19 protein-coding genes and 3 pseudogenes are annotated in these 21,623 nt (G+C 70.1%); 3 read left to right on the forward strand and 19 right to left on the reverse strand.

Annotated features, from left to right (window positions below; all coding sequences use genetic code 11):
• Nucleotides 1–223 precede the first annotated feature (223 nt).
• The 3 genes from ACFVS6_RS23325 to ACFVS6_RS23335 all read right to left on the reverse strand — a co-directional run bounded on the left by ACFVS6_RS23325 (nt 224) and on the right by ACFVS6_RS23335 (nt 2,214).
• On the reverse strand, nt 224–511 hold the full coding sequence (locus tag ACFVS6_RS23325; protein WP_389706484.1) for a hypothetical protein: 288 nt from the start codon (nt 509–511) through the stop codon (nt 224–226).
• Complete coding sequence (locus ACFVS6_RS23330) at nt 508–891, reverse strand: hypothetical protein (protein ID WP_389706486.1); 384 nt, start codon at nt 889–891, stop codon at nt 508–510. The genes ACFVS6_RS23325 and ACFVS6_RS23330 overlap by 4 nt, the downstream gene beginning before the upstream one ends.
• A gap of 1,185 nt (nt 892–2,076) precedes the next feature.
• Nucleotides 2,077–2,214, reverse strand: coding sequence for a cold shock domain-containing protein (locus tag ACFVS6_RS23335; protein WP_389706487.1), 138 nt, complete (start codon nt 2,212–2,214; stop codon nt 2,077–2,079).
• A gap of 39 nt (nt 2,215–2,253) precedes the next feature.
• Here ACFVS6_RS23335 and ACFVS6_RS23340 point away from each other — a divergent pair.
• Nucleotides 2,254–2,601 (forward strand): annotated as a pseudogene (locus ACFVS6_RS23340) (transposase); the annotation flags it as partial.
• A 5-nt stretch (nt 2,602–2,606) separates the two neighbouring features.
• Here ACFVS6_RS23340 and ACFVS6_RS23345 read toward each other — a convergent pair.
• The 7 genes and pseudogenes from ACFVS6_RS23345 to ACFVS6_RS23375 form a co-directional block, all read right to left on the reverse strand.
• The gene (locus ACFVS6_RS23345) at nt 2,607–2,984 is read right to left on the reverse strand and encodes a hypothetical protein (RefSeq protein WP_389706488.1); all 378 of its coding nucleotides are present in this window, start codon (nt 2,982–2,984) and stop codon (nt 2,607–2,609) included.
• A gap of 108 nt (nt 2,985–3,092) precedes the next feature.
• Nucleotides 3,093–3,859: pseudogene (locus ACFVS6_RS23350) on the reverse strand (transposase).
• A 7-nt stretch (nt 3,860–3,866) separates the two neighbouring features.
• Nucleotides 3,867–4,205, reverse strand: a complete 339-nt coding sequence (locus ACFVS6_RS23355; RefSeq protein WP_389706490.1) for a hypothetical protein — start codon at nt 4,203–4,205, stop codon at nt 3,867–3,869.
• A 90-nt stretch (nt 4,206–4,295) separates the two neighbouring features.
• Complete coding sequence (locus ACFVS6_RS23360; RefSeq protein ID WP_389706492.1) at nt 4,296–4,856, reverse strand: hypothetical protein; 561 nt, start codon at nt 4,854–4,856, stop codon at nt 4,296–4,298.
• 62 nt (nt 4,857–4,918) lie between these two features.
• A pseudogene (locus tag ACFVS6_RS23365) lies at nt 4,919–5,792 on the reverse strand (IS5 family transposase).
• A 32-nt stretch (nt 5,793–5,824) separates the two neighbouring features.
• Nucleotides 5,825–6,097, reverse strand: a complete 273-nt coding sequence (locus ACFVS6_RS23370; RefSeq protein ID WP_389706493.1) for a hypothetical protein — start codon at nt 6,095–6,097, stop codon at nt 5,825–5,827.
• Complete coding sequence (locus ACFVS6_RS23375; protein ID WP_389706495.1) at nt 6,094–6,399, reverse strand: DUF6247 family protein; 306 nt, start codon at nt 6,397–6,399, stop codon at nt 6,094–6,096. The genes ACFVS6_RS23370 and ACFVS6_RS23375 overlap by 4 nt, the downstream gene beginning before the upstream one ends.
• A gap of 732 nt (nt 6,400–7,131) precedes the next feature.
• On the opposite strand from ACFVS6_RS23375, the gene ACFVS6_RS23380 reads away from it, so the two are divergent.
• Complete coding sequence (locus tag ACFVS6_RS23380; RefSeq protein ID WP_389706497.1) at nt 7,132–7,776, forward strand: NADPH-dependent F420 reductase; 645 nt, start codon at nt 7,132–7,134, stop codon at nt 7,774–7,776.
• Nucleotides 7,777–8,292: 516 nt separating this feature from the next.
• A complete protein-coding gene (locus tag ACFVS6_RS23385; protein ID WP_389706498.1) occupies nt 8,293–9,000 on the forward strand; it encodes a hypothetical protein in 708 nt (235 codons plus the stop codon).
• A gap of 320 nt (nt 9,001–9,320) precedes the next feature.
• On the opposite strand, the gene ACFVS6_RS23390 is transcribed toward ACFVS6_RS23385, so the two are convergent.
• The 9 genes from ACFVS6_RS23390 to ACFVS6_RS23430 all read right to left on the reverse strand — a co-directional run bounded on the left by ACFVS6_RS23390 (nt 9,321) and on the right by ACFVS6_RS23430 (nt 21,553).
• A complete protein-coding gene (locus ACFVS6_RS23390; protein WP_389706500.1) occupies nt 9,321–9,905 on the reverse strand; it encodes a DUF7019 family protein in 585 nt (194 codons plus the stop codon).
• A gap of 278 nt (nt 9,906–10,183) precedes the next feature.
• On the reverse strand, nt 10,184–11,449 hold the full coding sequence (locus tag ACFVS6_RS23395; RefSeq protein ID WP_389706502.1) for an ATP-grasp domain-containing protein: 1,266 nt from the start codon (nt 11,447–11,449) through the stop codon (nt 10,184–10,186).
• A 42-nt stretch (nt 11,450–11,491) separates the two neighbouring features.
• Nucleotides 11,492–12,724, reverse strand: a complete 1,233-nt coding sequence (locus tag ACFVS6_RS23400; protein WP_389706504.1) for an acetyl-CoA carboxylase biotin carboxylase subunit family protein — start codon at nt 12,722–12,724, stop codon at nt 11,492–11,494.
• A gap of 68 nt (nt 12,725–12,792) precedes the next feature.
• Nucleotides 12,793–14,148, reverse strand: coding sequence for an LLM class flavin-dependent oxidoreductase (locus ACFVS6_RS23405; protein WP_389706505.1), 1,356 nt, complete (start codon nt 14,146–14,148; stop codon nt 12,793–12,795).
• A gap of 48 nt (nt 14,149–14,196) precedes the next feature.
• Complete coding sequence (locus ACFVS6_RS23410) at nt 14,197–15,156, reverse strand: D-2-hydroxyacid dehydrogenase family protein (RefSeq protein WP_389706507.1); 960 nt, start codon at nt 15,154–15,156, stop codon at nt 14,197–14,199.
• Nucleotides 15,128–16,156: a mandelate racemase/muconate lactonizing enzyme family protein gene (locus tag ACFVS6_RS23415; protein WP_389706509.1), complete on the reverse strand. Its 1,029-nt coding sequence runs from the start codon at nt 16,154–16,156 to the stop codon at nt 15,128–15,130. Before ACFVS6_RS23415 ends, ACFVS6_RS23410 begins: the two co-directional genes overlap by 29 nt.
• Nucleotides 16,153–17,532, reverse strand: a complete 1,380-nt coding sequence (locus tag ACFVS6_RS23420; RefSeq protein ID WP_389706511.1) for a DUF6025 family protein — start codon at nt 17,530–17,532, stop codon at nt 16,153–16,155. Before ACFVS6_RS23420 ends, ACFVS6_RS23415 begins: the two co-directional genes overlap by 4 nt.
• Entirely contained in the window at nt 17,529–20,093 is a 2,565-nt protein-coding gene (gene acnA / locus ACFVS6_RS23425) for an aconitate hydratase AcnA (protein WP_389706513.1), read from the reverse strand. The genes ACFVS6_RS23420 and acnA overlap by 4 nt, the downstream gene beginning before the upstream one ends.
• A complete protein-coding gene (locus ACFVS6_RS23430; RefSeq protein ID WP_389706515.1) occupies nt 20,090–21,553 on the reverse strand; it encodes a citrate/2-methylcitrate synthase in 1,464 nt (487 codons plus the stop codon). The genes acnA and ACFVS6_RS23430 overlap by 4 nt, the downstream gene beginning before the upstream one ends.
• Between the last annotated feature and the right edge of the window lie 70 nt (nt 21,554–21,623).

The following is a 21,623-nucleotide window of genomic DNA, read 5'->3' on the forward strand; positions in this document are numbered from 1 at the left end:
ATGGTGTACATCCCGCGCAAGCAAGTCCTGGTCGACCTTCTCACATCTCTTCCTCCTGAGCAGCGAGAACGGATCCTCCGTTCGGAGACGCGACTGGTCGAGTTCCTGGACCGCCAGGCCCGCCGCGGCAGAGGTTAGGGCTGGCGGCTGACCGCGATCAGGAGAAGCCGCTTGCGCAGCAGCGGCAGTTTCGGTCTGCCGAACGTGCTGCGCTTGAGGGCTTTCAAGTCGTCGACGCGGCCTTCGACGGGACCGGAGGACATTCGATGCTCATGCCGAAGACGACGACGTCGAGGTCGGTGATCAGCCCGGCGGCGAAGGGGGCCAACCCGCACTGCTGATCGGCACAGACATCAGCGATCCACCCGCGCAGCCGTTCTCCTTCACGGTTCGTCATGACGGTCGCGAACGTCCGGACGTGGGTGGTAATGGCCGCGAGTTCGGGCGAACGGGCCAGCAGCGTCGTGAGCCACAGTTGGTCGTCGTCGCGTCGGTGGTCCGGATGGCTCATGATCCAGCGGGTGGCTTCGCGAGGCGAAGGCGGCCGGGCCGTCGGCGGCGGTTGACCGCCGGCCGGCGTCCGGGTCGCAGCGGATGGACGTGGGCGCGCAGGGTGCTGTAGGCGCAGCGGGCCCCACGTTCTTGCAGCTCGCGGTGGAGGATCGACCGGTTCGTGCAGCCCTCGGCGATCCGTTGCTCCAGGTAAGGCCGGTAGCGGTCGAGATCGCTGGTCCGGACTTGCCACCGGCCGTGCAGCATCGCCTCCGGGATGGCGGCACGAGCGTCCTTGCGCACTGTGTCGTTGGCCACCGGCTTCGCCTCGGCCGGCGGGCGGCGGCTGCCGTGTCCGCCCGAGAAGGAAACGATCGGGACACTGATCGTGGAGGCCACCGCGTGAACTTCGCCCCTTCCGTCGATCGACCGAAGCCGTTTCGGAGCGGGGCTGTGGCCGCCATGGTGGGACCGGGCCGGAGGCTTCGGGCGCGGATACCTACTGTTCAGGAAGGGGCTCGCCGCATTCTTGCTGGTCAAGCGTGTGCTGGCCTGGCGGTACGTCAGCCCTGCGCTGCTACATCTCGATGCGATACGTCAGAGGGTGCATACGTATCCATGCCCGTTGGTTGAAGTACTGCGACCAAGCATCCCGGCTGCCGAGACTGTGGGAGGAAGGTGTTTGGTTGCAGCAGCGCGACCGAACACCCGCGTCAGGGACTGGAACGGGCAGGAAGCCGGCGACAGAGCCGGCACACCCAGCCGCTGCGACGCAGTGTGGATGGCCGCCGGCGGGTGATGTGTCCTGCGACGCATCGGATGAGGTGGGGGGTGTGGACGCCGAGCCAATGGGTTTCGAGGAGAGTGGCGCCGTCGGCTGTCAGCCGTTCCAGAAAGGCGTGGGAAGCGGCGGCGGGGTCCTTGCGTGCGCAGGTTCGGCACAGGCCCTGGCCCTGCTGAAGGTTGGATGGGCGCGGTGCGCAGAGGTGGCCGGCGGGACAGCGGACTCTGTGTGGGGTGCTGTTTCCGAGCCAGGCGGGTTCGAGGAGTTGGGCGCCGGTGACGGCAAGTCGGGTGCGGAATGCGGCTTCCGCTCGTAAGGAGTGAGCGGGACGGAGGGGCTGATACACGGTTCTTCCCGGGACGGTGCAAGGCTGGCGAGCGGATACGGAACACCAGTCATTTCACCTGAATCGGTACGCCGAGCGCTACGGCCGGCTGGCGGCACCCGTAGCGAATCGCCACAAGTTCATCCCACAGGTAACTCCCGCCCCATTCGACGGCAGCCGTGGCGTCCATCGCCGTCTGGTGCAGCTCACGACGGTCGGTGTCGGCATCGCCGGACAGGGCCGTACAAGGCAGCGGATCCGACCATGAGGTCGAGGAGCTGGGAGATATCGGTGGGAGTGGTCAGCTGTCCGCGGGTGTGGACGCCGAGCAGGAGGGTTTGCCCAGCGGCTGAGTTCGGGTCGGATGGTTGGCCGATCCCCGGCGTCATTCTCAGGCGTCTCCCCGTCGGGGATCGTCCGCGCCTGCCAGGTTGCCGTCATCACCCGACAGCCCGTCTCGGGACTGTTGAGGAACTCAGCGTGCCCGGCGAGCCCGTACGGCCATGACGTTGGCTGCGGCCGAGCCCTTCTGGCCGTCGTGGATCTCGCACTCGACGTTCTGTCCTTCAGCGAGGGTCGTGGAGCCATTGCTCCGGAGCGCGGAGAAGTGCACGAAGACTTCCTGGCTGCCGTCTGCGGGCGTCTGGAAGCCATCCGAGCTCCCCGTCTCGGGCTGGGCCGACCCCGGGTCCGCCCGTTGAGGCTGCGGGGCGACAAGGCCTACGCATCACGGGCGAACCGTGCGTATCTACGTCGGCGCGCAATCCGCCGCATGATCCTGGAACCCGCCGATCAGGCCGGTCACCGTAATCACCGGGGAATGACCGGCGGACGGCCTCCCGCCTTCCACCGCGAGGACTACAAGGCCCGGCACGCGGTCGAATGCGGCATCAACCGGCTCAAGCAATGGCGCGGCCTGGCCATGCGAACGGACAAGCTCGCCATTGCCTGCCAGGCCGCACTCCACCTCGGCGCGATCCTCATCCGGGCACGGCAATAGCCCGTTCAGCGATCGACCACCCAACGCGCGTCCGCAGGCCAAGAGCCCGTGCCAATGATGTGCTCCACGAGCCTGAATGCCTCACGGATGGGGACGGTGTCCTCATCCGGATACTCGTCGCTCTGCCCGCTGGAGAGGACGAACCCGTCGCTCGACCCCTCAGCTCCGGGGGCCACGGCGTGCTCGCCGGAATCACCCTCGTCTTCGAGCAGCATCACCATCGCTCGCTCAGTATTCGCCACGAAGGCCGGCGACCGTCCAGACGAACTGGTCAGCCACGTCTCAAGCTGCCCGCTGTCGATCCTCGACCGAAGAGCCTCCAGCACCACCGCCGACGACACAGGGACAAGGCTGTCGTCATTGATCACCCAAGACTCGATCATGGGCACGACGATCTCATGGACGGATCCAAGAGACGGGCCCTCAGGGCTGTCCCGTAATCGATCTTTGATCGTTGGGGGCAGGGTCGGATGATCGCCGGTTGCGCTCGGCTACACGGCCTGGAAGAGGTTGTGCAGGCGGGCGATGCCGAAATGGCGTGGTGGACGCCGTCGCCCTTGAGGCGGCAGTCGCGAAGGATCTTCCAGGTCTTCATCCTGGCGAAGACATGCTCGACGCGGGTGCGGACCCGCTTGTGCTCGCGGTTGCGCTCGGCCTGCCACTCGGTGAGGTCGCCGCCCTTGGGTCGACGGTGCGGCATCACCAGGCCGGTGCCCGGGTAGCCGCCGTCAGCGATCGTGGTGGTCTTCCCGACGGCGGCTGCGGCGCCCGACTCGGCCCATGCTTTGCAGTCGTTGCGGTTGCCCGGGACGGGTTTGCCGACCGCGACGACCAGGCGGGTGTGGGCATCGATGACGACCTGGTGGTTGGTGGAGTACCTGTAGTTGTTGGACCGCGCGGCGATGGTGTGGTCGCGGGTGGGAACCAGAGTGCCGTCCACGATCAGCACAGCGTCCTTGCGGAACCGACGGCGGGGCCTGAGCGCGAGCAGCGGGCCGATGTGGTCGATGATCCGGTCGGCCGCCGACTTGGACACACCGAACAGCGGGGCGAGCTGCCGTAGCGTCAGGTTGGTTCGCCAGTAGGCAGCGACCAGAAGCACCCGGTCCTCCAGCGGCAGGCTCCACGGCCGGCCTGGCCGCACCGTGTCGGCGCCCTCGCGGCGCATGGCCGTCACCAGCTTTCGGAAGTCCCGCACGCGCAGCCCGGTGAACGGGGCTATCCAGGAAGGCTCTGACGCCGTGATCACACCAGCCATGCCAAGATCATTCCACTGCTTCAAGCTTCTGCTGCGCGTAGGCAGCCCGGCAGCGTTCTACCTGCTCGGTGACCTGCTCCATGAACCAGCGCATGATCTCGTAGGGGATGACGTGCTCGTCATGGCTGTGGATGTGGACGGTCGGCTCCAGTGTCGGATCCTCGTCGGGGACGAACGCCGCAAGGAAGGCCGCCCCGGGTCGGTGACTCATGGTGTTCGGGATCCCGGCCCACGCGGCCGGCGCGGGTACGGCCTCGCTCAGCTCTATGGTCCAGGCGTCGTCGGGCCCGGCGTAGAGGGACTGGATGGCGTAGCGACGGCCCGCGTGTTCTCGCAACTCTGACATGTCCGCAGGCTGCCACAGCTGCCCGTCCGGAGTCCCGTCGATATCCGGAGCCTCGGCTACGTGACTCAACGAGCCTTTACGGGACAGCCCTTAGGGCTTGTTGTGAAAGTGGCCGAGGTCCGCAATCTTCATCGCCCAAGCGCAGAAGGCGGCAATCTCGCTCTGCTTGATCTGCTGGTGCTGAGGAATCCAGTCCGCGGTCGCAGCGTCCAGGAGGTCCGCCAGGCCGAGGTGGTGCATGTCCTCGTAGAAAGTGTTGTAGGCGCGCATCAGTGGGGCGACCTTGTACCGGATGCCGGCCACTTCGTCGGGTCCCAGGCCGGCCTGGTCCAGGCGGCCCTGAGTGGCGACTTGGCGCTCGTTGGTGAACTCGGTGTCGAGGAAGGGCTCGAGAAGGTCGCCCCACACGTCGGGCCTGGACCGTCGGGGAATCCGGTTGTCGATGCAGAAGCGTTCCAGTTCGGTACGCCGTTTGGCCGAGACGAAGACGGTCTCTCCCGAGACGGTCCGGATCTCCGGTGGGGAGGAATCCGGGTCGGCGTCCCGTATGACCGCCGCGGGGATGATGCCTTTGGGGGCGAAGTCTGCAGGAAGGGGGCCAGACCCCGAAAGGCGGACGTGGTCGCCAGCGAGAACAACTTGGTGTATCACCCGGTCATCCTGGCCGACGGCAGGCGGGGAAGGAATGGGTGATCTACTTCCGGTCGGCACTGTCAGAGCCACTCGTTGACGGCTGCGACCAGGACAGTCGCTTCGTAGCGGACGGCGAGTTTGTCGTACCTGGTGGCGACGGCTCGGTGGCGCTTGAGGCGGTTGATCCCGCACTCGACCGCGTGCCGCCGCTTGTAGTCGTCTCGGTCGAACTTCGGCGGCCTACCTCCGTGCGAGCCACGTCCCTGCCGGTTGCGGACCCGGTCCGCCGGAACCGGGATCGTGGCCTTGATCCCGCGTCTGCACAGGTAGGAGCGGTTTCTGCGGGAGTCGTACGCCTTGTCGGCCCGCACTCGATCCGGGCGCTTGCGTGGCCTGCCCAAGCCGAGCCGGGGCACCCGGATCGCTTCCATGACCGGCTCGAACTGCTGGGAATCGCCCCGTTGCCCGGCCGTGATCACCAGGGACAAGGGCTTCTGTCCCTGCTCGACGGCCAGGTGAATCTTGGTGGTCAGCCCGCCGCGGGAACGTCCGATGTCGTGGTCGGAGGGCTCAACGAAGACTCCGCCGGGCGGCTCCTTCTGGAGATCCCCCTTTCGCCGCCCCGGCGGCGTGCCGGTGGGCCCGGCAGACGGTGGAGTCGACGTTCACGTCCCAGGTGATCAGGCCTTTCGCGTCCGCCTCGGCCTGGAGCCGGGTGAGGATCCCGGTCCGGGTTCCATCCCGCTGCCAGCGTCGGAGCAGGTCGTAAACCCGGTCCCAGGGCCCGCATCTTTCGGGCACGTCCCGCCACGGAGCACCGGTCCGGGTCCGCCACCGTATGCCGTCCATCAGCTGCCGGCGCGTTCACACCTGCGGCCGGCCCGGCTTGATGCCCTGCGGCAGCAACGGCTCAAGCCGGGCCCACTGGCCGTTCGTCAGATCTCCACGTCCCACGAGACGTGATCATGAAGGAACAAGATCCACTTTCACATACCCTGGTCGAGCCAGATGATGCCCAGGACGGAGAGCCGCCGGGTGAGGCGGTTGGCTACGTAGACGACGGACAGGTGGCCGACGGACGCGGCGCGGACGTCCTGGCCTTCCGGGTCGCCGGCGTTCCATTGCGGCCATCCCCACGGGGAGCGCACCGCGATGTCGAGGATGTCGCGGACCATCTCCCGGGCCGGCTCGGAGAGCTCCGCAAGGGTCTTCGCGGCCCGCGGGGACAGGCGGACCGCCCACGGCTGTTCGTCGGTCACAGGCGACCGCCGCGGACGTCGTCCAGGTCTACGAAGTCGGCCTCGTGCTGTCCGGAGTCCATGCACGCGTCGACGGTCGGAGCCTCGGCCAATCGCAGCTGCCAGTTGCGCACCACCTCATGCAGCAGGGTCGGACTGAACGCGCGGCGGGCGTCCTCCAGCGCCTCCGTCCAGTCCCGCTCGAAGGCCGGCACCCACTGCTCGGCACGGTGGTCCGTCCGGAGCTGGGCACGGAGTTCAGCCGCAGCACCGGGCGCGGGTGCGTACGGGGTGGTAGGTCCGTGGTCGGGCTGGGCACTCATCTGCTGCTCTTCCTGGCGGCGAGGGCTACGGGCAACGATAGAGCGCCGCAGGACGGGCCGGGGAGTTTCGGACGGATGCCGCAGCCCTGTGACCGCGGCCGGAGGACCGAAGCCACAAGATGGCCGTGCGCCTCGCCGCGGCCCTCCTGCGATGGTTCCCTTCGGAGGCCCTCAGCAGGACGTTACGACGGTACGCCCGGCGCCTCCGCGACCGAGTCGTTCGCCGTCTTCTCCGCCCTACGGAGCCGGGGTTCGGGTACCCGGCACCGCCGTACCGGCCACGGGCCCGCTGTTGTGCAGGGCACACTCCGGTCGGCCATGGTGTGGAGGATCAGTTCGCACCACGTGATGGTCGCGTTGATCGTCAGCGGGCAGGCGGACTCCGAGACCTGAGGACCCACTCGCCCGTCCATGGCCGCTTTCGAAGCCCTGGGTTGCGCGCAGTTCGGCCGCACCGACGGCGATGTTGACCTCCTCCGAGGGGCCTACCTGATGACCTCGCCGCCGTCCGGACCGTCCGGGGCGGAAGCCGCGTCCAGCCTCAGCTGTGCCTGGAGGAGACCTGGACGTGGGAGTCCCGGGAAGGAAGCGGCATCGGCGTCGTCCAACGGCTTCGGGTCTGAGGCCTCCGCAACGACCTTCCGGGAGGCCGGTGGACCTACGTCTTTGGTACCGGCCCGTACGGGCCCGCAGCCCGATTCCCCCGAGCGAAGCGGCGGCTAGCGTCGCAGCATGCGCATTGGACTACTTGGCACCGGCAACGTCGCCCGAGCACTGGCCCACGGCTGGGGCGCCGCAGGACATGACATCCTCCTCGGTTCGCGCCGTCCGGAGGAACGAACAGACCTCGGGCTGCGCGTGGCGGGCCTGAGCGAGACGGCCGCCCACGCGGAGGTGCTCGTGAACGCCACACCGGGCGGCGTCTCCGTGGAGCTGCTCCACTCCATCGGGGCGCCGGCCCTGGCGGGAACCCTGCTGATCGATGTCGGGGTCGGCCTCTCCGACGACTTCGTCGAGCTGTCGCACCCGAACAGCAGCCTGGGCGAGCAGATCCAGGAGGCGTTCCCGCTGACTCCCGTCGTAAAGACGCTGTGCACCATGGACTCCACCGTGATGACCGCCCCGGGCGGTCTCGACGGCCCGAGCACCGTGTTCCTCTCCGGCGACGACGCCGAGGCCAAACGGACTGCCGGCCGGCTGCTCACGGACCTCGGCTGGCCCGTGTCGTCGCAGTTGGACATCGGCGGCATCACGACCGCGCGCGGGCAGGAACACTTCGCCCTGCTCTTCATGGGCATCGCGGGCGGGCTGCGGTCCCACACGTTCAACATCAACGTGGTCGCCGCCCCCGCCACCCGGGACCTCCCACCCTCGTGACCCCGTCCGTCCGTCCGCGCCGGAGGAATTCCGGCCGGGCGGACTCCGCTCGACCGGAGCAGCAGCTGCTCTGTGGCTGGTTCAGCCGGTGAAGTTCTCCTTCGGGGGCCCTGCCCCCTCGAAGGCCGGCCCTCGGTCGTGACGAGTGCGCTCCCGGCCGGGTCCCGCCGATCGGGCAAGGCAGTGGTCGGAGCGGAGAAGAAGGCGGACGTGGTGTGTGCGTTGCCGCCCCGCAGCCGGCGGATCACTCCGTCGGTGAACACGATGTGCAGGGCTTCGTCGCCGTCCGGGCGGGCCATCACCGGCACCCGACCCGTGCTGTCGAGCTCGGATACCGGGACGTCCCCGTGCGTGCCGGGGTTGGCGTGAAGCAGCCGGCTCGGCAGACGGTACGGACGGGTGTCATACGGGTCTCGCCTGGATCACGATGTGGGGCTGATGCGCCGCTCTTGATCGTTTGCCGCTACCAGCCGGTAGATTCTGCCGCGACACTGCCGTCCGTGGGGGGTTTCCACCGTGCGTAACACCATCGTCCGTCGCTCCGTCATGACGGGGTCCGCCGTTTCGCTGGCACTGCTGGTCGTCGCGTGCAGCTCGGACAAGCCGGCCGACAAGAAGGACGAGCCGAAGGCCGCCGGATCGGCGTCGGCCCCCGTCGCCGCGACCCCGGCCAAGGGCAAGACCGACGCCGAGCTCGCCAAGCTGATCGTCACCCAGGCCGACGTGCGCGACCGCATGCTCACGGAGGTCACCCCGGCGGAGGTCGCCGCCGCCGCCACGGTCACCAGCGACAAGCCCGAGTGCAAGGTCCTCGCCCAGGCGCAGACCCTGGGCGCCATCGGCACCGCGACCGGTGCCGCCCGCACCAAGGTCAGCACCCCGGAGAGCGCCGGTGTGGCCGGCCTGGGCCTCACCGCCCTCACCCTCACCTCCTACGACGGCAAGGGTGCCGAGGAGGCCCTCGCCTCCGTGAAGGCCGCGGGCACCGCCTGCGCCGGCGGTTATGCCGTGCCCCAGGCCGAGGAGAAGATCACCAAGGTTGCCCCCGGGCCCGCGGTCACGGGCGCCGACGACGCCGTGACCCTCACCCTTTCCAGCGACGACCTCGACACCCGGCTGGTCGTCGTCCGCAAGGGCAACACCCTGGCCACCTCCTACACGGTGGGCCTGAAGCCCGAGCTGGCGCTGGACGTCCTGGACATACAGCTCACCAAACTCGGCTGACCCTCATCGACGAACCACCCACCCCGCCCGGCGATGTCCACCGGGCGGGGCTCTCCTCCTGTTCAGTCAGTACCGGAAGCACTTCGTCCGTAGCGCGGCGGCGGTCGAGGGCGACCTGGGGAAGACCCCCGTTCCATGCCCGGATGAGGACGCGAGCCGGGCCCTGCTCGACGCGGTCACCCGATCCACACGAGCTGGAGCTCCCTTGCACGCCAATTGCTCGGCGACGGGGCGTGACCGGCGCCGCGACCCCGGCAGCGGTCCGGTCTGCGTGACGCATCCGGTCGGCGGAGGGGAAGGGGACGGGCACCCCTCTCAACTCAGCCGCCGACACCCGGTGCCGGCCGGCAGGCGGTGTGGGCGATGAAAATCGGGGTGGCCACAAGCACCCCGTGGCCGTGGAACAGAGGCTTGGCGAGGAATTCCATGCGGGCTCCGGTCGGCGGCAGCACTCCGGGCTTCAGGATGCTGTCGACCGCGGCCGCGTAGGACGGCCCGGGGACCCCGGCCGGGCCTGCCACCGCACGCTCCGCGTCCTGCCTCAGGCACTGGAGGAGGTAGTAGTCGAGGCCATGGCCGGTCGCGGCTTCCTCCGGGGGATCGAGGAGGCCTTCGGGAGACCCGATCAATGCCAACTTCACGCCTCCCGCGATACCCGCGAACACGGCCAGTTCAGCGACGTAGTCCCGCAGCACCGCGTGGCGCAGCCGGGCGGTGTCCCGCACGTAGAGGCCGGGCTCGGCAGCCGTTCCCACCCACTGTGACCTCCTGCTCAAGTAGCCGTCGAGGGCCACGGCCCTGGCCGTGGCCCGCCGCAACCCCGACGCCTCGCCCTGCCCGGGGATGTGGGCGGTCGCCATCCTGATCCGCGCTTCGAGAAGACAGCGGTGCAGCGTCGACGCCATCGGCACGAGGATCGCCGGCCCGCTCCGCGATACGTAGGCATGGCGCGGCGGCGCTCCGTTCCCGGTGCGCCCGACTCTTCTCGGCATGACCCCCACCCCGTCCCGACTTCGGTATTGGTCACATCCTCATCGACTTGCCCACCGACGGGACGCCGTTCGGCAGCGGGACGCGCGCGGGTGCCGGGCAGCGTCCGGACGCAGGAGACCTCGGTGGGTTCCTGCGCCGGTGCACCCGACTCGTCGACCCGACAGGCGTCCGCGCGGACCGCCGTTGCTCGCTACACCGTGTCGGTGTCCCGCGCCGCGGCCCGGATGCGGAACTCCAGGCCCTTCACCGCGTCCCGTGCCGCCTTCACCGCCTCCTCCTCGTTGGGCCCGAGGGCGCGCGCGTAGGCCACCCTCGACAGGGAGCTCTCCAGTGCACCCACCCGTGCGCCGGGGGCGACCATGCCGTCCACCTGCGTCACGCCGGGGAGCGCTCGGGCCCGTTCCAGGCCGAGGATCTCCTCCAGCGTCCCGCAGGCCTCCACGGAGGCGAACCAGATCGCGGAGCTTCGGCCCTCCGCGACCGGTTCGGCGAGTCGTGCGCGAATGCCGGGCAGGACCGGCTCGCCGAGCGTCTGGCGCGCCGTGCAGTCGTCCGTGTCCACCCCGGTCGCTTCCAGGGTCAGCGTCGGGATCATGTCGCCGCCCATGCGGACGTGCGTCTCTATGAGTCGTGGCCCCTTGGGGGTGAGGACGATCTCCGTGTGCGTCGGACCGAACCCCACGGCGAGTGCGTCCAGCACCGAGAAGACGTACGCCTCGATCATCGAGACGTCGTCCTGCGGCAGCGACGCCGGGCAGACATGGCCGAGTTCGACGAACGTCCGCGGATCCGAGTACTTCCGCGTGACGGCCACCAGGACGTGCTCGCCCGCCTCGGAGAACGCCTCGACGCTGAACTGCGGTCCCTCCAGGAACTCCTCGATCATGACGCCCGTGTTGGTCAGACCGAGGTGGTCGCCGAGGGCCCGCTCGAAGGCCTCGTCCAGCCCGTCCTCGTGCGTCACCTTCGTGACGCCCGCGCTGCCCGCGCTGGAGATCGGCTTGACGACGCAGGGTGTGCCGTACGCCTCCACGAAGGCGCGCAGTTCGTCCGGATCGGCTGCCCGGGCGCACGCGGTGGTGTCGATGCCCGCCTCGCGCAGCCGCGCCCGCATCGCGTGTTTGTCGTGGACGAGGGTCACCGTTTCGACGGTGTGTCCGCCCAGGCCCAGGGCATCGGAGATCGCGGCGTAGCGGTCCTGGTCTCGTTCCCCGAAGGTACCGATGCGGGTGAACGGGTCGCGGGCGTGCGCGGCGGCGGCGAGGTCGATCCATTCCTGGTCGGGGGCGTCACCGCGCAGGCACAGGACCCGGGCGTTGTCCCCCGGTCGGCGGATCTTGGCGATCGAGTCCAGCTGACAGATGACCGTGGTCCTGGCACCCGGCCGGGCCTCGCGGATGCGGGCGGGGAAGTCGCGGCCCGCGCCGACGATCAGTACGTGTTCGGACGAAGACATGAGGGTGGTCCTTGTTCCTCTCGGGAGGGCGGGTCGGGTCGGCTACTTCCAGGCCGTGTTCTCGTTCCACCAGTCGATCGCCGCCATCAGGCGCCGGCGGGCGGAGTCGGCGGTGGGGCCTTCGACGAACAAGGAGGCGGCCGAGTCCAGGAGATGGGTCACGCCCTTGCCCTCGGCGCCCGCCTCCATCAGGAGCTCGAACCGGCTGCCCGGAACCGGGCACGTCCCGGCGGGGGGAACGAACTCTCCGTGTCCCGGGGGGAGCATGGCCCAGCCGACGAGGACGGCCGGCGTCGCGGGCTGGTCCGTCAGGATCAGTTCCGCGCCGCACTGCCCCCGCAGGCCCTCGCGGGCGGGCTGCACGCCGAAGGCCCGCTCGTACGCCTGCGCGATCAACGCGCCGCCCGCCCGGCTCGCGATCTCGCACATCACCAGCGTGCCGTCGCCGTCGATCCATGCCTCCAGGTGGAAGGCGAGGGCGTGGGGAGCCGCCGGCAGCGCGGCCACGACATCGGCCGCCATGCGGACCAGCGGACCGGTGCGGTCGTCGTCGGCCGCCAGCATCACGCTGCCGAGGTGCAGTTCGTCATGGATGCGCTCGGCGCAGCCGCTGGTGTACTGCGAGGGCCAGGCGTGCACGACCCGCCCGTCCCGCATGATGCCGTCGACGTGGAAGAACTCCCCGCTGACGAAGGACTCGGCCATCCACTGCCCGGGCAGGTAGGGGACGTCCGAGTTCCTCTCCCCGGCCAGGAACGCCGTGACGTCCTGGTGGCCGCGAAGGACCGCCACACCGGCGGCACCGGCCCCGAAGCGGGGCTTCACCACCACCGGGTAGCCCTCGGCCTCCACGAAGTCCAGCAGGTCCGCGGGGCTGTCGAGCGGGGCGAACGCGGGCACCGCGATGCCCGCCGCCCGCACCAGCTGCTTCATCACTACCTTGTCCCGGTAGGCGGTCGCCGATGCCACGCCCTGGCCCGGCAGTCCGAGGCGTTCCCGTAGCCGCGCGGCCCGCAGGACGTCGTTCTCGGCGCTGCTCGCGACGAGGTCCACCCCGTACTTGCGCGCGGCTTCCTCGGCCGCCTGCTCGGCGGACCAGGAGTGGTAGTCGTCGACGATCAGGTGCTGGGGGAAGTGCTCGGCCAGGACGTCCTCGGCGCCGGTCACCGCCTTGGGCATCGTCACCAGCACGATGTCGTCCCTGGTGTGGTCCAACCAGTCCTGCAACGGACGCGTGGCGAGCGGCTGGCGGGAGAGCAGTAGCACTTTCGGCATGGTTCAGGTCCTCGTTGGGATGAGTGGGTGACGGGACGCGGGAACACCGAGGGGTCCCTCGGTCCCGGTCACCGGCCGGTCCTCGCGGCCGCGCCGAGGGACGGCCGGGGCAGTCCGAGGTTCTCCCGGAGCGTGGTCCCCTCGTACTCGGTGCGCACCAGCCCGCGACGGCGGAGCTCCGGCACGAGGAGATCGACGATCGCGTCGAGCCCTCCGGGGTGGTAGTCCGGCATGATGTTGAAGCCGTCGGCCGCTCCGTTCACGAACCAGTCCTCCAACTGGTCGGCGACGGTTTCGGGGGTACCCAGCAGGAACCGGTGGCCGCGTCCCGCCGCCACGGCCAGGTACAGCTCGCGGATGCTGAGGCCTTGGCGCCTGGCCTGCTCGTAGATCGTCTGCTGCTTGCTCGTGCTTCCCTCGATCGCGGGGAGTTCCGGCAGCGGCCCGTCCAGCGGGTAGCCCGAGAGGTCGACCATGCCGAGCTGGTACGAGAGCATGCCCAGACCCACCACCGGGTCGACCAGCGACTGCAGGGTCTCGTACTTCTCTTCCGCTTCGGCGAGGGTGCGGCCCACGACGATGAACACGCCGGGCAGCACCTTCACGTCGTCCGGGTTCCGGCCGTAGCCCGCGACCCGGTCCTTCAGACCGCGGTAGTACGACTGCGCGGATTCGCGGGTCTGCTGCACCGTGAAGACGACCTCGGCCCAACGGGCGGCGAAGTCCTGGCCGTCCGGGGAGGAGCCCGCCTGGACGATGACGGGATAGCCCTGCGGCGGGCGGGCCAGGTTGAGCGGGCCCTTGACCGAGAAGTGCTCGCCCTCGTGGCCGAGGATGTGCAGCTTCTCCGGGTCGAAGAAGCGCCCGGATTCCTTGTCGTAGAGGAAGGCGTCGTCATCCCAGCTGTCCCACAGACCCGTGACGACCTCCATGAACTCGCGCGCGCGGTGGTAGCGCGCCGCGTGCTCGGGCTGCCGGTCCAGGTTGTAGTTCCTGGCTTCGGCGTCGGTGGCGGAGGTGACGACGTTCCAGCCCGCGCGGCCGGCGCTGAGGTGGTCGAGGGAGGCGAACTGTCGGGCGACGGTGAACGGCTCGTTGTACGTGGTCGACGAGGTCGCCGTCAGACCTATGTGGGTGGTGTGGACGGCGAGCGCGGAGAGCAGCGTCATCGGTTCGAAGTGGACCATGCGGCCCTGACGGCTGAGTTCGTCCGCGTCCTTGTACTTGGTGCGGACACCCGCGCCGTCGGACAGGAACACCATGTCGAACTTTCCGCGCTCGGCGGTCCGCACGAGCGAGCGGTAGTAGTCGAAGTCGAGACCGCCGTCGGGGCGGGCGTCGGGATGGCGCCAGGCCGCGACGTGGTGGCCGGGCGCGGGCAGGAAGGCACCGAGCTTCATCATGCGGCGGGGTGTGCTGCTCACCGGAGGTTCTCCAAGGGAACGGGCGGGGCTGGTCGGAAGGGGATGGCGTCAGCCGAGGCGACGGACCGGCGTGCCGGCCAGGTGGGCTTGGATGTCCTCGACCGCGTGGCCGTAGTAGGTGCGGTAGTTGGACCGGGACACGTAGCCCAGGTGCGGTGTGGCCAGCAGCCGCGGGGCGGTGCGCATCGGGTGGTCGGCGGGCAGCGGTTCGATGTCGAAGACGTCGATGCCGGCGCCGGCGATGCGCCCGGCGTGCAGCGCGTCGAGCAAGGCGTCCTGGTCGACGAGGCCGGCGCGCGAGGTGTTCACGAGGTGGGCCGTCGGCTTCAGGAGGGCCAGTTCGGGGGCTCCGAGCAGGCCGCGGGTGCGGTCGCCGAGCACCAGGTGCAGGGAGACGAAGTCGCTGGTGGAGAGGAGTTCCTCCTTGGAGGCGGCCGCCCGGACGCCGACCTCGTCGGCGCGTTCCTTCGTGAGGTTCTGGCTCCAGGCCGTGACCTCCATGCCGAAGGCCAGGCCGACCTGTGCGACCTTGCTGCCGATCTTTCCGAGCCCGAGCAGGCCCAGGCGGCGGCCGTGCAGGTCGGCGCCGACGGTGGACTGCCAGGGACCGCCGTCGCGCAGGGCGTTGTTCTCGGTGACGATGCCCCGGGCGAGGCCCAGCAGCAGCGCCCAGGTCAGCTCCACCGGCGGGGTGGAGGCACTCCCCGTGCCGCACACGGTGACGCCGTGACGCTCCGCGGCAACGTAGTCGATCACGGAGTTGCGCATTCCCGAGGCGATCAGCAGTTGCAGCTTCGGTAGCCGTGCCAGCAGGGAGGCCGGGAACGCCACCCGTTCGCGCAGGGTCACGATGATGTCGAAGTCGGCGACGGCCGCGACCAGTTCGTCCTCGGTGTCGAAATGCCGGGGGAAACCGGTGACTTCCACCCGGTCCAACACGGGGCTCCAGTCGGCCATCGTGGTGGCGACGTCCTGGAAGTCATCGAGCACTGCGCAGCGCAGCCGCATGTCGGTCCTCTCGGTTGGGGGCTTCAAGGGGTGCGACGCCGATGCCGGGCGCCGTCGGCAGGGCGAGCCGGCCGTGGTCGATGCGTACCCCGGTGAACGGGTCGTCGCTCAGCAGGAGGGGTCCGTCCAGGTCGAGGTGATCGACGAGACCGGCCAACTGCGCCATGGCGGTCGTACCCAGTACGCTCTCCACCTTGCAGCCGAGCATGACCTTCAGCCCACAGCCGCGGGCCAATGTGATCATGTCCCGGGCCCGGGCCAGTCCGCCGCACTGGAGGAGCTTGATGTTGATGCCCGTGACCCGACCGCTCAGCCTCAGGACGTCGTCGGGGCCCTGGCAGTCCTCGTCCGCGAACACCGGTACCGGGGACCGCTCGTGAACGTGACGCAGGTCGTCCGGCGCGCCGGGAGCGACCGGCTGCTCCAGGAGCTCGACGTCGTACCGGTGGATCTCCTCGGCGACCCTCAGGGCCCGGTCGGGACTCCACGAACCGTTGCCGTCCACGCGGATGCGCCCGCCGTACACCGAACGGAGCACTCCCACCCGACGCCCCGTGTCCTCGGGGGTGAGCTTGAGTTTGAGGATCGGCCAGTGCGCCAGCCGCTCGGCCCTGCGGACGAGTTCTTCGTCCGTGCACGCTCCGATGGACAGGGCGGTGGGCTCCGCCGGAAGCCCGTCGAGACCGAGGAGGCGGTGCAGCGGCTGCCCGCAGGCCTTGCCCAACAGGTCGTGGAGCGCCATGTCGACGGCGGACAGGGCGGCCGGGCCCACGTGCTCCAGGCGGGCCAGGACCTCGCGAAGGGCGAAGGGTGAGGCTCCGGCCAATGCGGGCGCGCAGGCGTCCAGGTCCGCCGGAGCCGCGCCGCGGGCGGTTCCGAGGCCGACCAGCCCCTCCCAGGTCAGGGTCACGACGCTCTGACGCACCCGCGTGGTGGACCCGGTGTTGCTGACGAAGGGCTCCTTGAGCGCGATGACGACCTCGTGGTGGGCGAGCCTCATCCCAGCACCTCCTCGAACGCCGCCACCGCGCCGCATGCCTGGCGGAAGGTCAGGGCACGGAAGCCCTCGGGCTGGACGGGCACGGACGGTTCGCGGGCGTCGCCGTCGGCGGGAACCCCTCCCCAACTGCGGAACCGGCTGCTCAGGTATGCCGACAGGCCGTCGCGGTTCTCGTCGAGCCAGGCCAACGTGGTCGCGTGGGCGTCGTCGGGGCCCGCCGCCGACACGGCTCGGAACAGCCCGGCGAGACGTTCGGCGTCGGCCTCGGACGTACTCGGCGGGCACAGCATGAAGACCTGTGCGGGAAGCAGGACGAAGGCGGTCGGGTTCACCGCGTCGAAGTGGCGTACCAGCGGATCGGTGATGGCCCGCAACGAGCGCACCATGCTGCGCCTGGTCAGGTAGCCACTCCTGCGCGGCGGGCAGCCCGCCATGGCCCGCGCCCCCCAGTGCAGATGGGTGATGAAGGGGCGCTCCGAAGTACCCACCTCGGCGTCCGGGCGGTGTGTGTTCAGAAGTCCGAAGAGCACGTTGGTCAGTTGGAGCGACATCACCGGCAGCACGGGAGGCAGGTCGGGCATCCGCGCGAAGAACTCCCGCGGCTCCACCAGGGCACGTACCGTCAGCATCGTCGCTTCGGCGAGGGCGCGGGCCGAGGGGTACCGGAACCCGCCGAGTACGAAGCCGTGGCCGTCGGCCCGCAAGTCGCTGCGGTCGACCCGACCGTCGAGGCGTACGGCGTGGCCGATCAGTTCGGCGAGTGCCTGGTTGCGTCCCTGCGAACCGGCCTGCTCGACGAGCAGGGTGAGCATGTCCGTCACGAGGGGGCCGTTGTTGGTGATGACGCCGGCCCACTGGACGAATCGGTAGCCCGGTGCGGCGAGCATCCGCCGCCATTGCACTTCGGCCAGGGGCACGAGCTGCCCGTCCACCTCCGTCTGCACCAAGGGGCAGAAAAGTGGCACGGAGCGGTCCCGGCGGGCGAAGCCGGCGCCGTCCCAGGTGAACAGTGGCAGCAGGTGCCGCCGCCCCCGGTCGATGAGCGAGCCGGGCTGGTAGGCGTCGTCGCCCCCCGGGGTGTCGGCCTCGGTCCGGGTGAATCCGTAGACCATCGGATAACCGTACCCAGCACCACAGACGGCCGTGTTGAAGTCCATCGGGCCGGAGCGCCCCGCCACGATGTCCTGCCAGTTGCCGAGGTGTCCGGTACGCGGGGGCAGCAGGTTCGGATCCTCGTCCAGGGCGTCCAGCAGGGTGCCGATGGGCACGTCCTGGGTCCCGACGTGGACCGGTTGGAAGGTCTTCGTCCGCGCGGCGAGGGCGTCGGTGTCGAACGCGTCGCGCAGGCCGATCCGGTCGAGGATGTGGACGCTCACCGCTCGCCTTCCTCGGCCCGCATCCGTCGCAGCAGGTACGGCAGGGTCCCGCCGGCCAGGAGGACCTCCCACTCCCCCGCCGACTGCACGTCGGCGCGCACCGTGAAGGTCGTCGTGTCCGCGGTGACCCGCACCTCGCCGGTCTCCCGCATCCGGTCCAGGTCCAGCGCGAACTCCTCGCGTCCGGTGAGACCGAGGCCGCCCCAGCTCCGGCCCTCGGGCAGTAGCAGCGGAAGGATCCCCATCGCGCACAGGTTGGCCCGGTGGATGCGTTCGAAGCTTTCGGCGAGCACGGCCCGGACGCCCAACAGCCAGGGGCCCTTGGCGGCCCAGTCGCGTGAGGATCCCATTCCGTAGCTGCGGCCGGCCAGGACGATCAGCGGGGTCCCGGTCCCGGCGTAGCGCTCCGCGGCCTCGAACACGGGCAACCGCTCGCCGTCCGGCAGGTGCAGCGTCGTGCCGCCCCCTTCGCCCTCGCCGACGAGTCGGTTGCGCAGCCTCGGATTGCTGAACGCACCCCGGGCCATCACCTCGTGGTTGCCGCGGCGGGATCCGTAGGAGTTGAAGTCGCGGACTCCGTGCTCCGTGAGGTGGCGTCCGGCGGGCGAATCGGTGGGAATGGCGCCGACCGGGGAGATGTGGTCGGTGCTGACGTCGTCGCCGAGGGCGAGCAGGGCGCGGGCTCCGGTCAGCGAACCGAGGGCCGGGGCCGGGTCCACGTAGGCGGGGGCTTTGATGTAGGTGGAGTTCGCGTCCCAGGGGAACACGGTGCCCTCCGGTACGGGGACCGCGTCCCAGGCGGATCCGGACTCCTCGTCCCGCGCGAACACCTCCGGGGTGACGAAGGCGTCCTCCAACTGTTGCAGTTCGCTGCTGTGGGGCCACAGGTCGCGCAGGTGGAACGGGTTGCCGTCGGGGTCGGTGCCGAGCGGTTCGTTCTCCAGGTCGGCGTGGACGCTGCCGGCGAGCGCCAGGGCGACGACGAGGGCCGGCGAGGCCAGGTAGCCGGCGCGCACCTGGGGGTGCACGCGGGCCTCGAAGTTGCGGTTGCCGCTGAGGACGGCGGCCACCGTCAGCCCGGCCCGGTCGACGGCTTCCCCGACACCGGGGTTGAGGGGGCCGCTGCCACCGTTGCACGTCATGCAACCGTACCCGGTGACGTGGAAGCCCAGGGCTTCCAGGTCCGCCAGGAGTCCGGAGTCCCGGAGGTAGCGGGTGACCGCGCGGGAGCCGGGCGACAGGCTCGTCTTGACGTGCGCCGGCACGGTGAGACCGCGCTCCACCGCACGGCGTGCCAGCAGTCCGGCCGCCAGCATCGACTTGGGGTTGGACGTGCTCGTACACGAGGTGATGGAGGCGATCACCAGGTCGCCGTCGCTCACCGGGCCCTCGGTACGGACCTCTCCGGCGTGCATCGCGGCAAAGGAGGCGGGCAACTCCCCCAGCGAGATCCGCTGGTCGGGCCTGCTGGGCCCGGCGAGGCTCGGGCCGACCGCGGCGAGGTCGAAGTCGATGGTCCGGCCGAACACGGGATCCGCCCCGTCACGGAGCAACCGCTGTCGGCCGCAGTAGTCCCGTACGCGGGCCACTTCGGCGGCCGAGCGGCCGGTGCGCCGCAGGTAGTCCAGGGTCTCCTCGTCGACCGGGAAGAAGGCGGACATGGCTCCGTATTCCGGCGCCATGTTGGCGATCGTGCACCGGTCGGCCGCCGTGAGCTCGCTGACGCCCGGACCGGTGAACTCCAGCATCAGGGCGCGTACGTTCTCCTCCCGGAGCCTGCGCGTCAGGGTCAGCACCACATCCGTGGAGGAGGTGCCGGGACTGACCGAGCCCGTGAGCCGCACGCCCACGATCTCCGGTACGCGCAGCGGCTGGGCCAGGCCCAGCATCTGCGCCTCCGCCTCCAGGCCCCCGACCCCCCAGCCCAGCACGCCGAGGCCGTTGACCATCGTCGTGTGGCTGTCGGTACCGATGACGGTGTCCGGAAAGAGGCGGCCGTCCCGGCCTTCCGCGACGACGGTGGCCAGTCGCTCCAGGTTGACCTGGTGAACGATGCCGCGGCCCGGTGGCGTGACGCTCAGCCCTTCGAAGGAACGTTCCGCCCATTTCAGGAACGCGTAGCGCTCCTGGTTCCGCGACATCTCCAGTGCCTCGTTCAGGGCGAGCGCGTCCGGGCGGCCCGCCCAGTCCGTCTGGACGGAGTGGTCGACGACGACGTCGATGGGCAGGGCGGGGTTGACCCGGGTGGGCTCGGCCACCCGGTCCCGCAGGACGGCCAGGTCCACGAGGAGCGGGATGCCCGTGTAGTCCTGCACGAGGATGCGCGCGGGCCTGAAGGGCATCTCCAGGTCGGGAACCTCGCCCCGGGCCAGCCGCTTCCCCAGCAGGGCGGCCCGTTCCGGATCGCCGGAACGCAGCAGCGATTCGAGGAGTACGCGTCCGCTGTAGGGGACGGAGCCGAGGTCGAAACCGTGGTCCACCGCGAAGGCCGGCAGGTCGACCGGTGTGTCCCCGCCGGCTGGTCCCCTTCGCTCGGGCGGTTCGCAGGCCCTGTCCGTCATCGTTCCTCCACGTTCCGGTACGTACGACCGCGCGGCCCCGAATAGGCCAACAGCGGACGGATCAGCACGTTGTTGGCCTGCTGCTCCAAGGCTTGGGCCACCCAGCCCGGCGTGCGCCCCACGACGAAGAGCGCCACTGCCAGATCGTCGGGCAGGCCGAGCAGCCGGTAGGCCAGACCGGCGTAGAGGTCCACGTTGGCCGCGACGCCGTGTCGGCCGTAGGGCCGCATGGCACGGGCCACCGCGTCGAGGATGTCGAGACCGCCGCTGTCACCGCGTTCCTCGCTCAACTCCACCACGGTGTTCCGTAGATGGCGCACGCGCGGGTCCTCCGTGCGGTAGACCCGGTGGCCGAACCCCATCACCGGTTCGCCGCGTCCCTGGAGCGCTGTCACGTGTGATTCGGCGTTGTCGGCGGAGCCCACGTCGTCGATGAGGCCGACGACGCGCTCCGCGGCGCCGCCGTGCACGGATCCCGCGAAGGCGGCGATGGCGGCGGTGAGCGCGGCCGTCATGCCGGCCCGGCAGCCGATGGCCACGCGGGCGGTGAAGGCCGAGGCGTTGGAACTGTGGTCGGCGTGGACGATGAAGCCCTTGTCGATGAAGCGGACCGCGGCCGGGGAGGGGCGTTCGCCGAGCAGCACGGTGAGGAAGGCCTCGGCGTGCGAGGCGTCCTCGGCGGGCTGGAGCGGCTCCCGCCCGCTGCGGAGGGCGTGGTGGGCGGCGACGATCATCGGAATCCGCGCGATCAGCTCGATCCCGGCCGCGCGTGCCTCGACGTAGGTCTCGTCGGTTCCGGCGGTCCTGCGCGGCCCGAAGGCACCGAGGGCCGAGACACAGGTGCGCAGCACTTCCATCGGGTGCGCGTGCGTCAGGGCGCGGACCAGGTCGAGTACGGGCGTCGGCAACGCCCGGGCGGCAGCCAACTGCTTGCGGAATACCTCCAGGGCCGCGGCGTCGGGCAACTCGCCGTACACGAGGAGGTGGGCCACCTCCTCGAACGAGGCACGGGCGGCGAGGTCGTGGATGCTGTAGCCGCGGTACTCCAGGACCCCCGCCGCGCCGTCGATGTGGGTGATGGCGGTGTCGTCGAACACCACCCCCTCCAGGCCGCGGCGCACGGCGGGCCGCGCGTCCCGGCCGGCGCCCGCGGCCACCTCCTCGTGGCCGGGAAGGTGCTTCGCGACGCCCCCCTCGGCGAGGTCGTGCTGTGCGACGCCCTCGCCGGCGGGGTCCCGGCCGGCGACGAACTCACGGATGGCCGCCACCGAGCGCAGCGCCAGGATGAGTTCGTCGTCCACCTCCACGGCGTACTCCCCCTCGATGGCGACCATCAGCGAGACGTGTCCGAGCGAGTCCCACTCCCTGATCGACTGGTATTCGAGTCCTTCCGTGACGCGGTCCTCGGAGATGCCGAGGGTCTGCGCTATGAGTCGCTCCACGTTGCTCACGTCGCTCACGTTGCCTTCCTGTGCGGTCTCATCGGTCTCATCGCTCATGTCGGGTGCCCGAGGGCGTGTCAGGTGCCGG

Source organism: Streptomyces sp. NPDC057939 (genome assembly GCF_042887545.1).
In the GTDB taxonomy this organism is placed as follows: Bacteria; Actinomycetota; Actinomycetes; order Streptomycetales; family Streptomycetaceae; genus Streptomyces.

Bases quoted from the DNA above. Each gene is read 5' to 3' on its own strand.
- ACFVS6_RS23395 (WP_389706502.1), bottom strand. From the start codon at position 11,449: ATGTCTTCGTCCGAACACGTACTGATCGTCGGCGCGGGCCGCGACTTC.
- ACFVS6_RS23380 (WP_389706497.1), top strand. From the start codon at position 7,132: ATGCGCATTGGACTACTTGGCACCGGCAACGTCGCCCGAGCACTGGCC.
- ACFVS6_RS23355 (WP_389706490.1), bottom strand. From the start codon at position 4,205: ATGTCAGAGTTGCGAGAACACGCGGGCCGTCGCTACGCCATCCAGTCC.
- ACFVS6_RS23415 (WP_389706509.1), bottom strand. From the start codon at position 16,156: ATGAGGCTCGCCCACCACGAGGTCGTCATCGCGCTCAAGGAGCCCTTC.
- ACFVS6_RS23400 (WP_389706504.1), bottom strand. From the start codon at position 12,724: ATGCCGAAAGTGCTACTGCTCTCCCGCCAGCCGCTCGCCACGCGTCCG.
- ACFVS6_RS23325 (WP_389706484.1), bottom strand. From the start codon at position 511: ATGAGCCATCCGGACCACCGACGCGACGACGACCAACTGTGGCTCACG.
- ACFVS6_RS23390 (WP_389706500.1), bottom strand. From the start codon at position 9,905: ATGGCGTCGACGCTGCACCGCTGTCTTCTCGAAGCGCGGATCAGGATG.
- ACFVS6_RS23410 (WP_389706507.1), bottom strand. From the start codon at position 15,156: ATGCGGCTGCGCTGCGCAGTGCTCGATGACTTCCAGGACGTCGCCACC.
- ACFVS6_RS23375 (WP_389706495.1), bottom strand. From the start codon at position 6,399: ATGAGTGCCCAGCCCGACCACGGACCTACCACCCCGTACGCACCCGCG.
- ACFVS6_RS23345 (WP_389706488.1), bottom strand. From the start codon at position 2,984: ATGATCGAGTCTTGGGTGATCAATGACGACAGCCTTGTCCCTGTGTCG.
- acnA (WP_389706513.1), bottom strand. From the start codon at position 20,093: ATGACGGACAGGGCCTGCGAACCGCCCGAGCGAAGGGGACCAGCCGGC.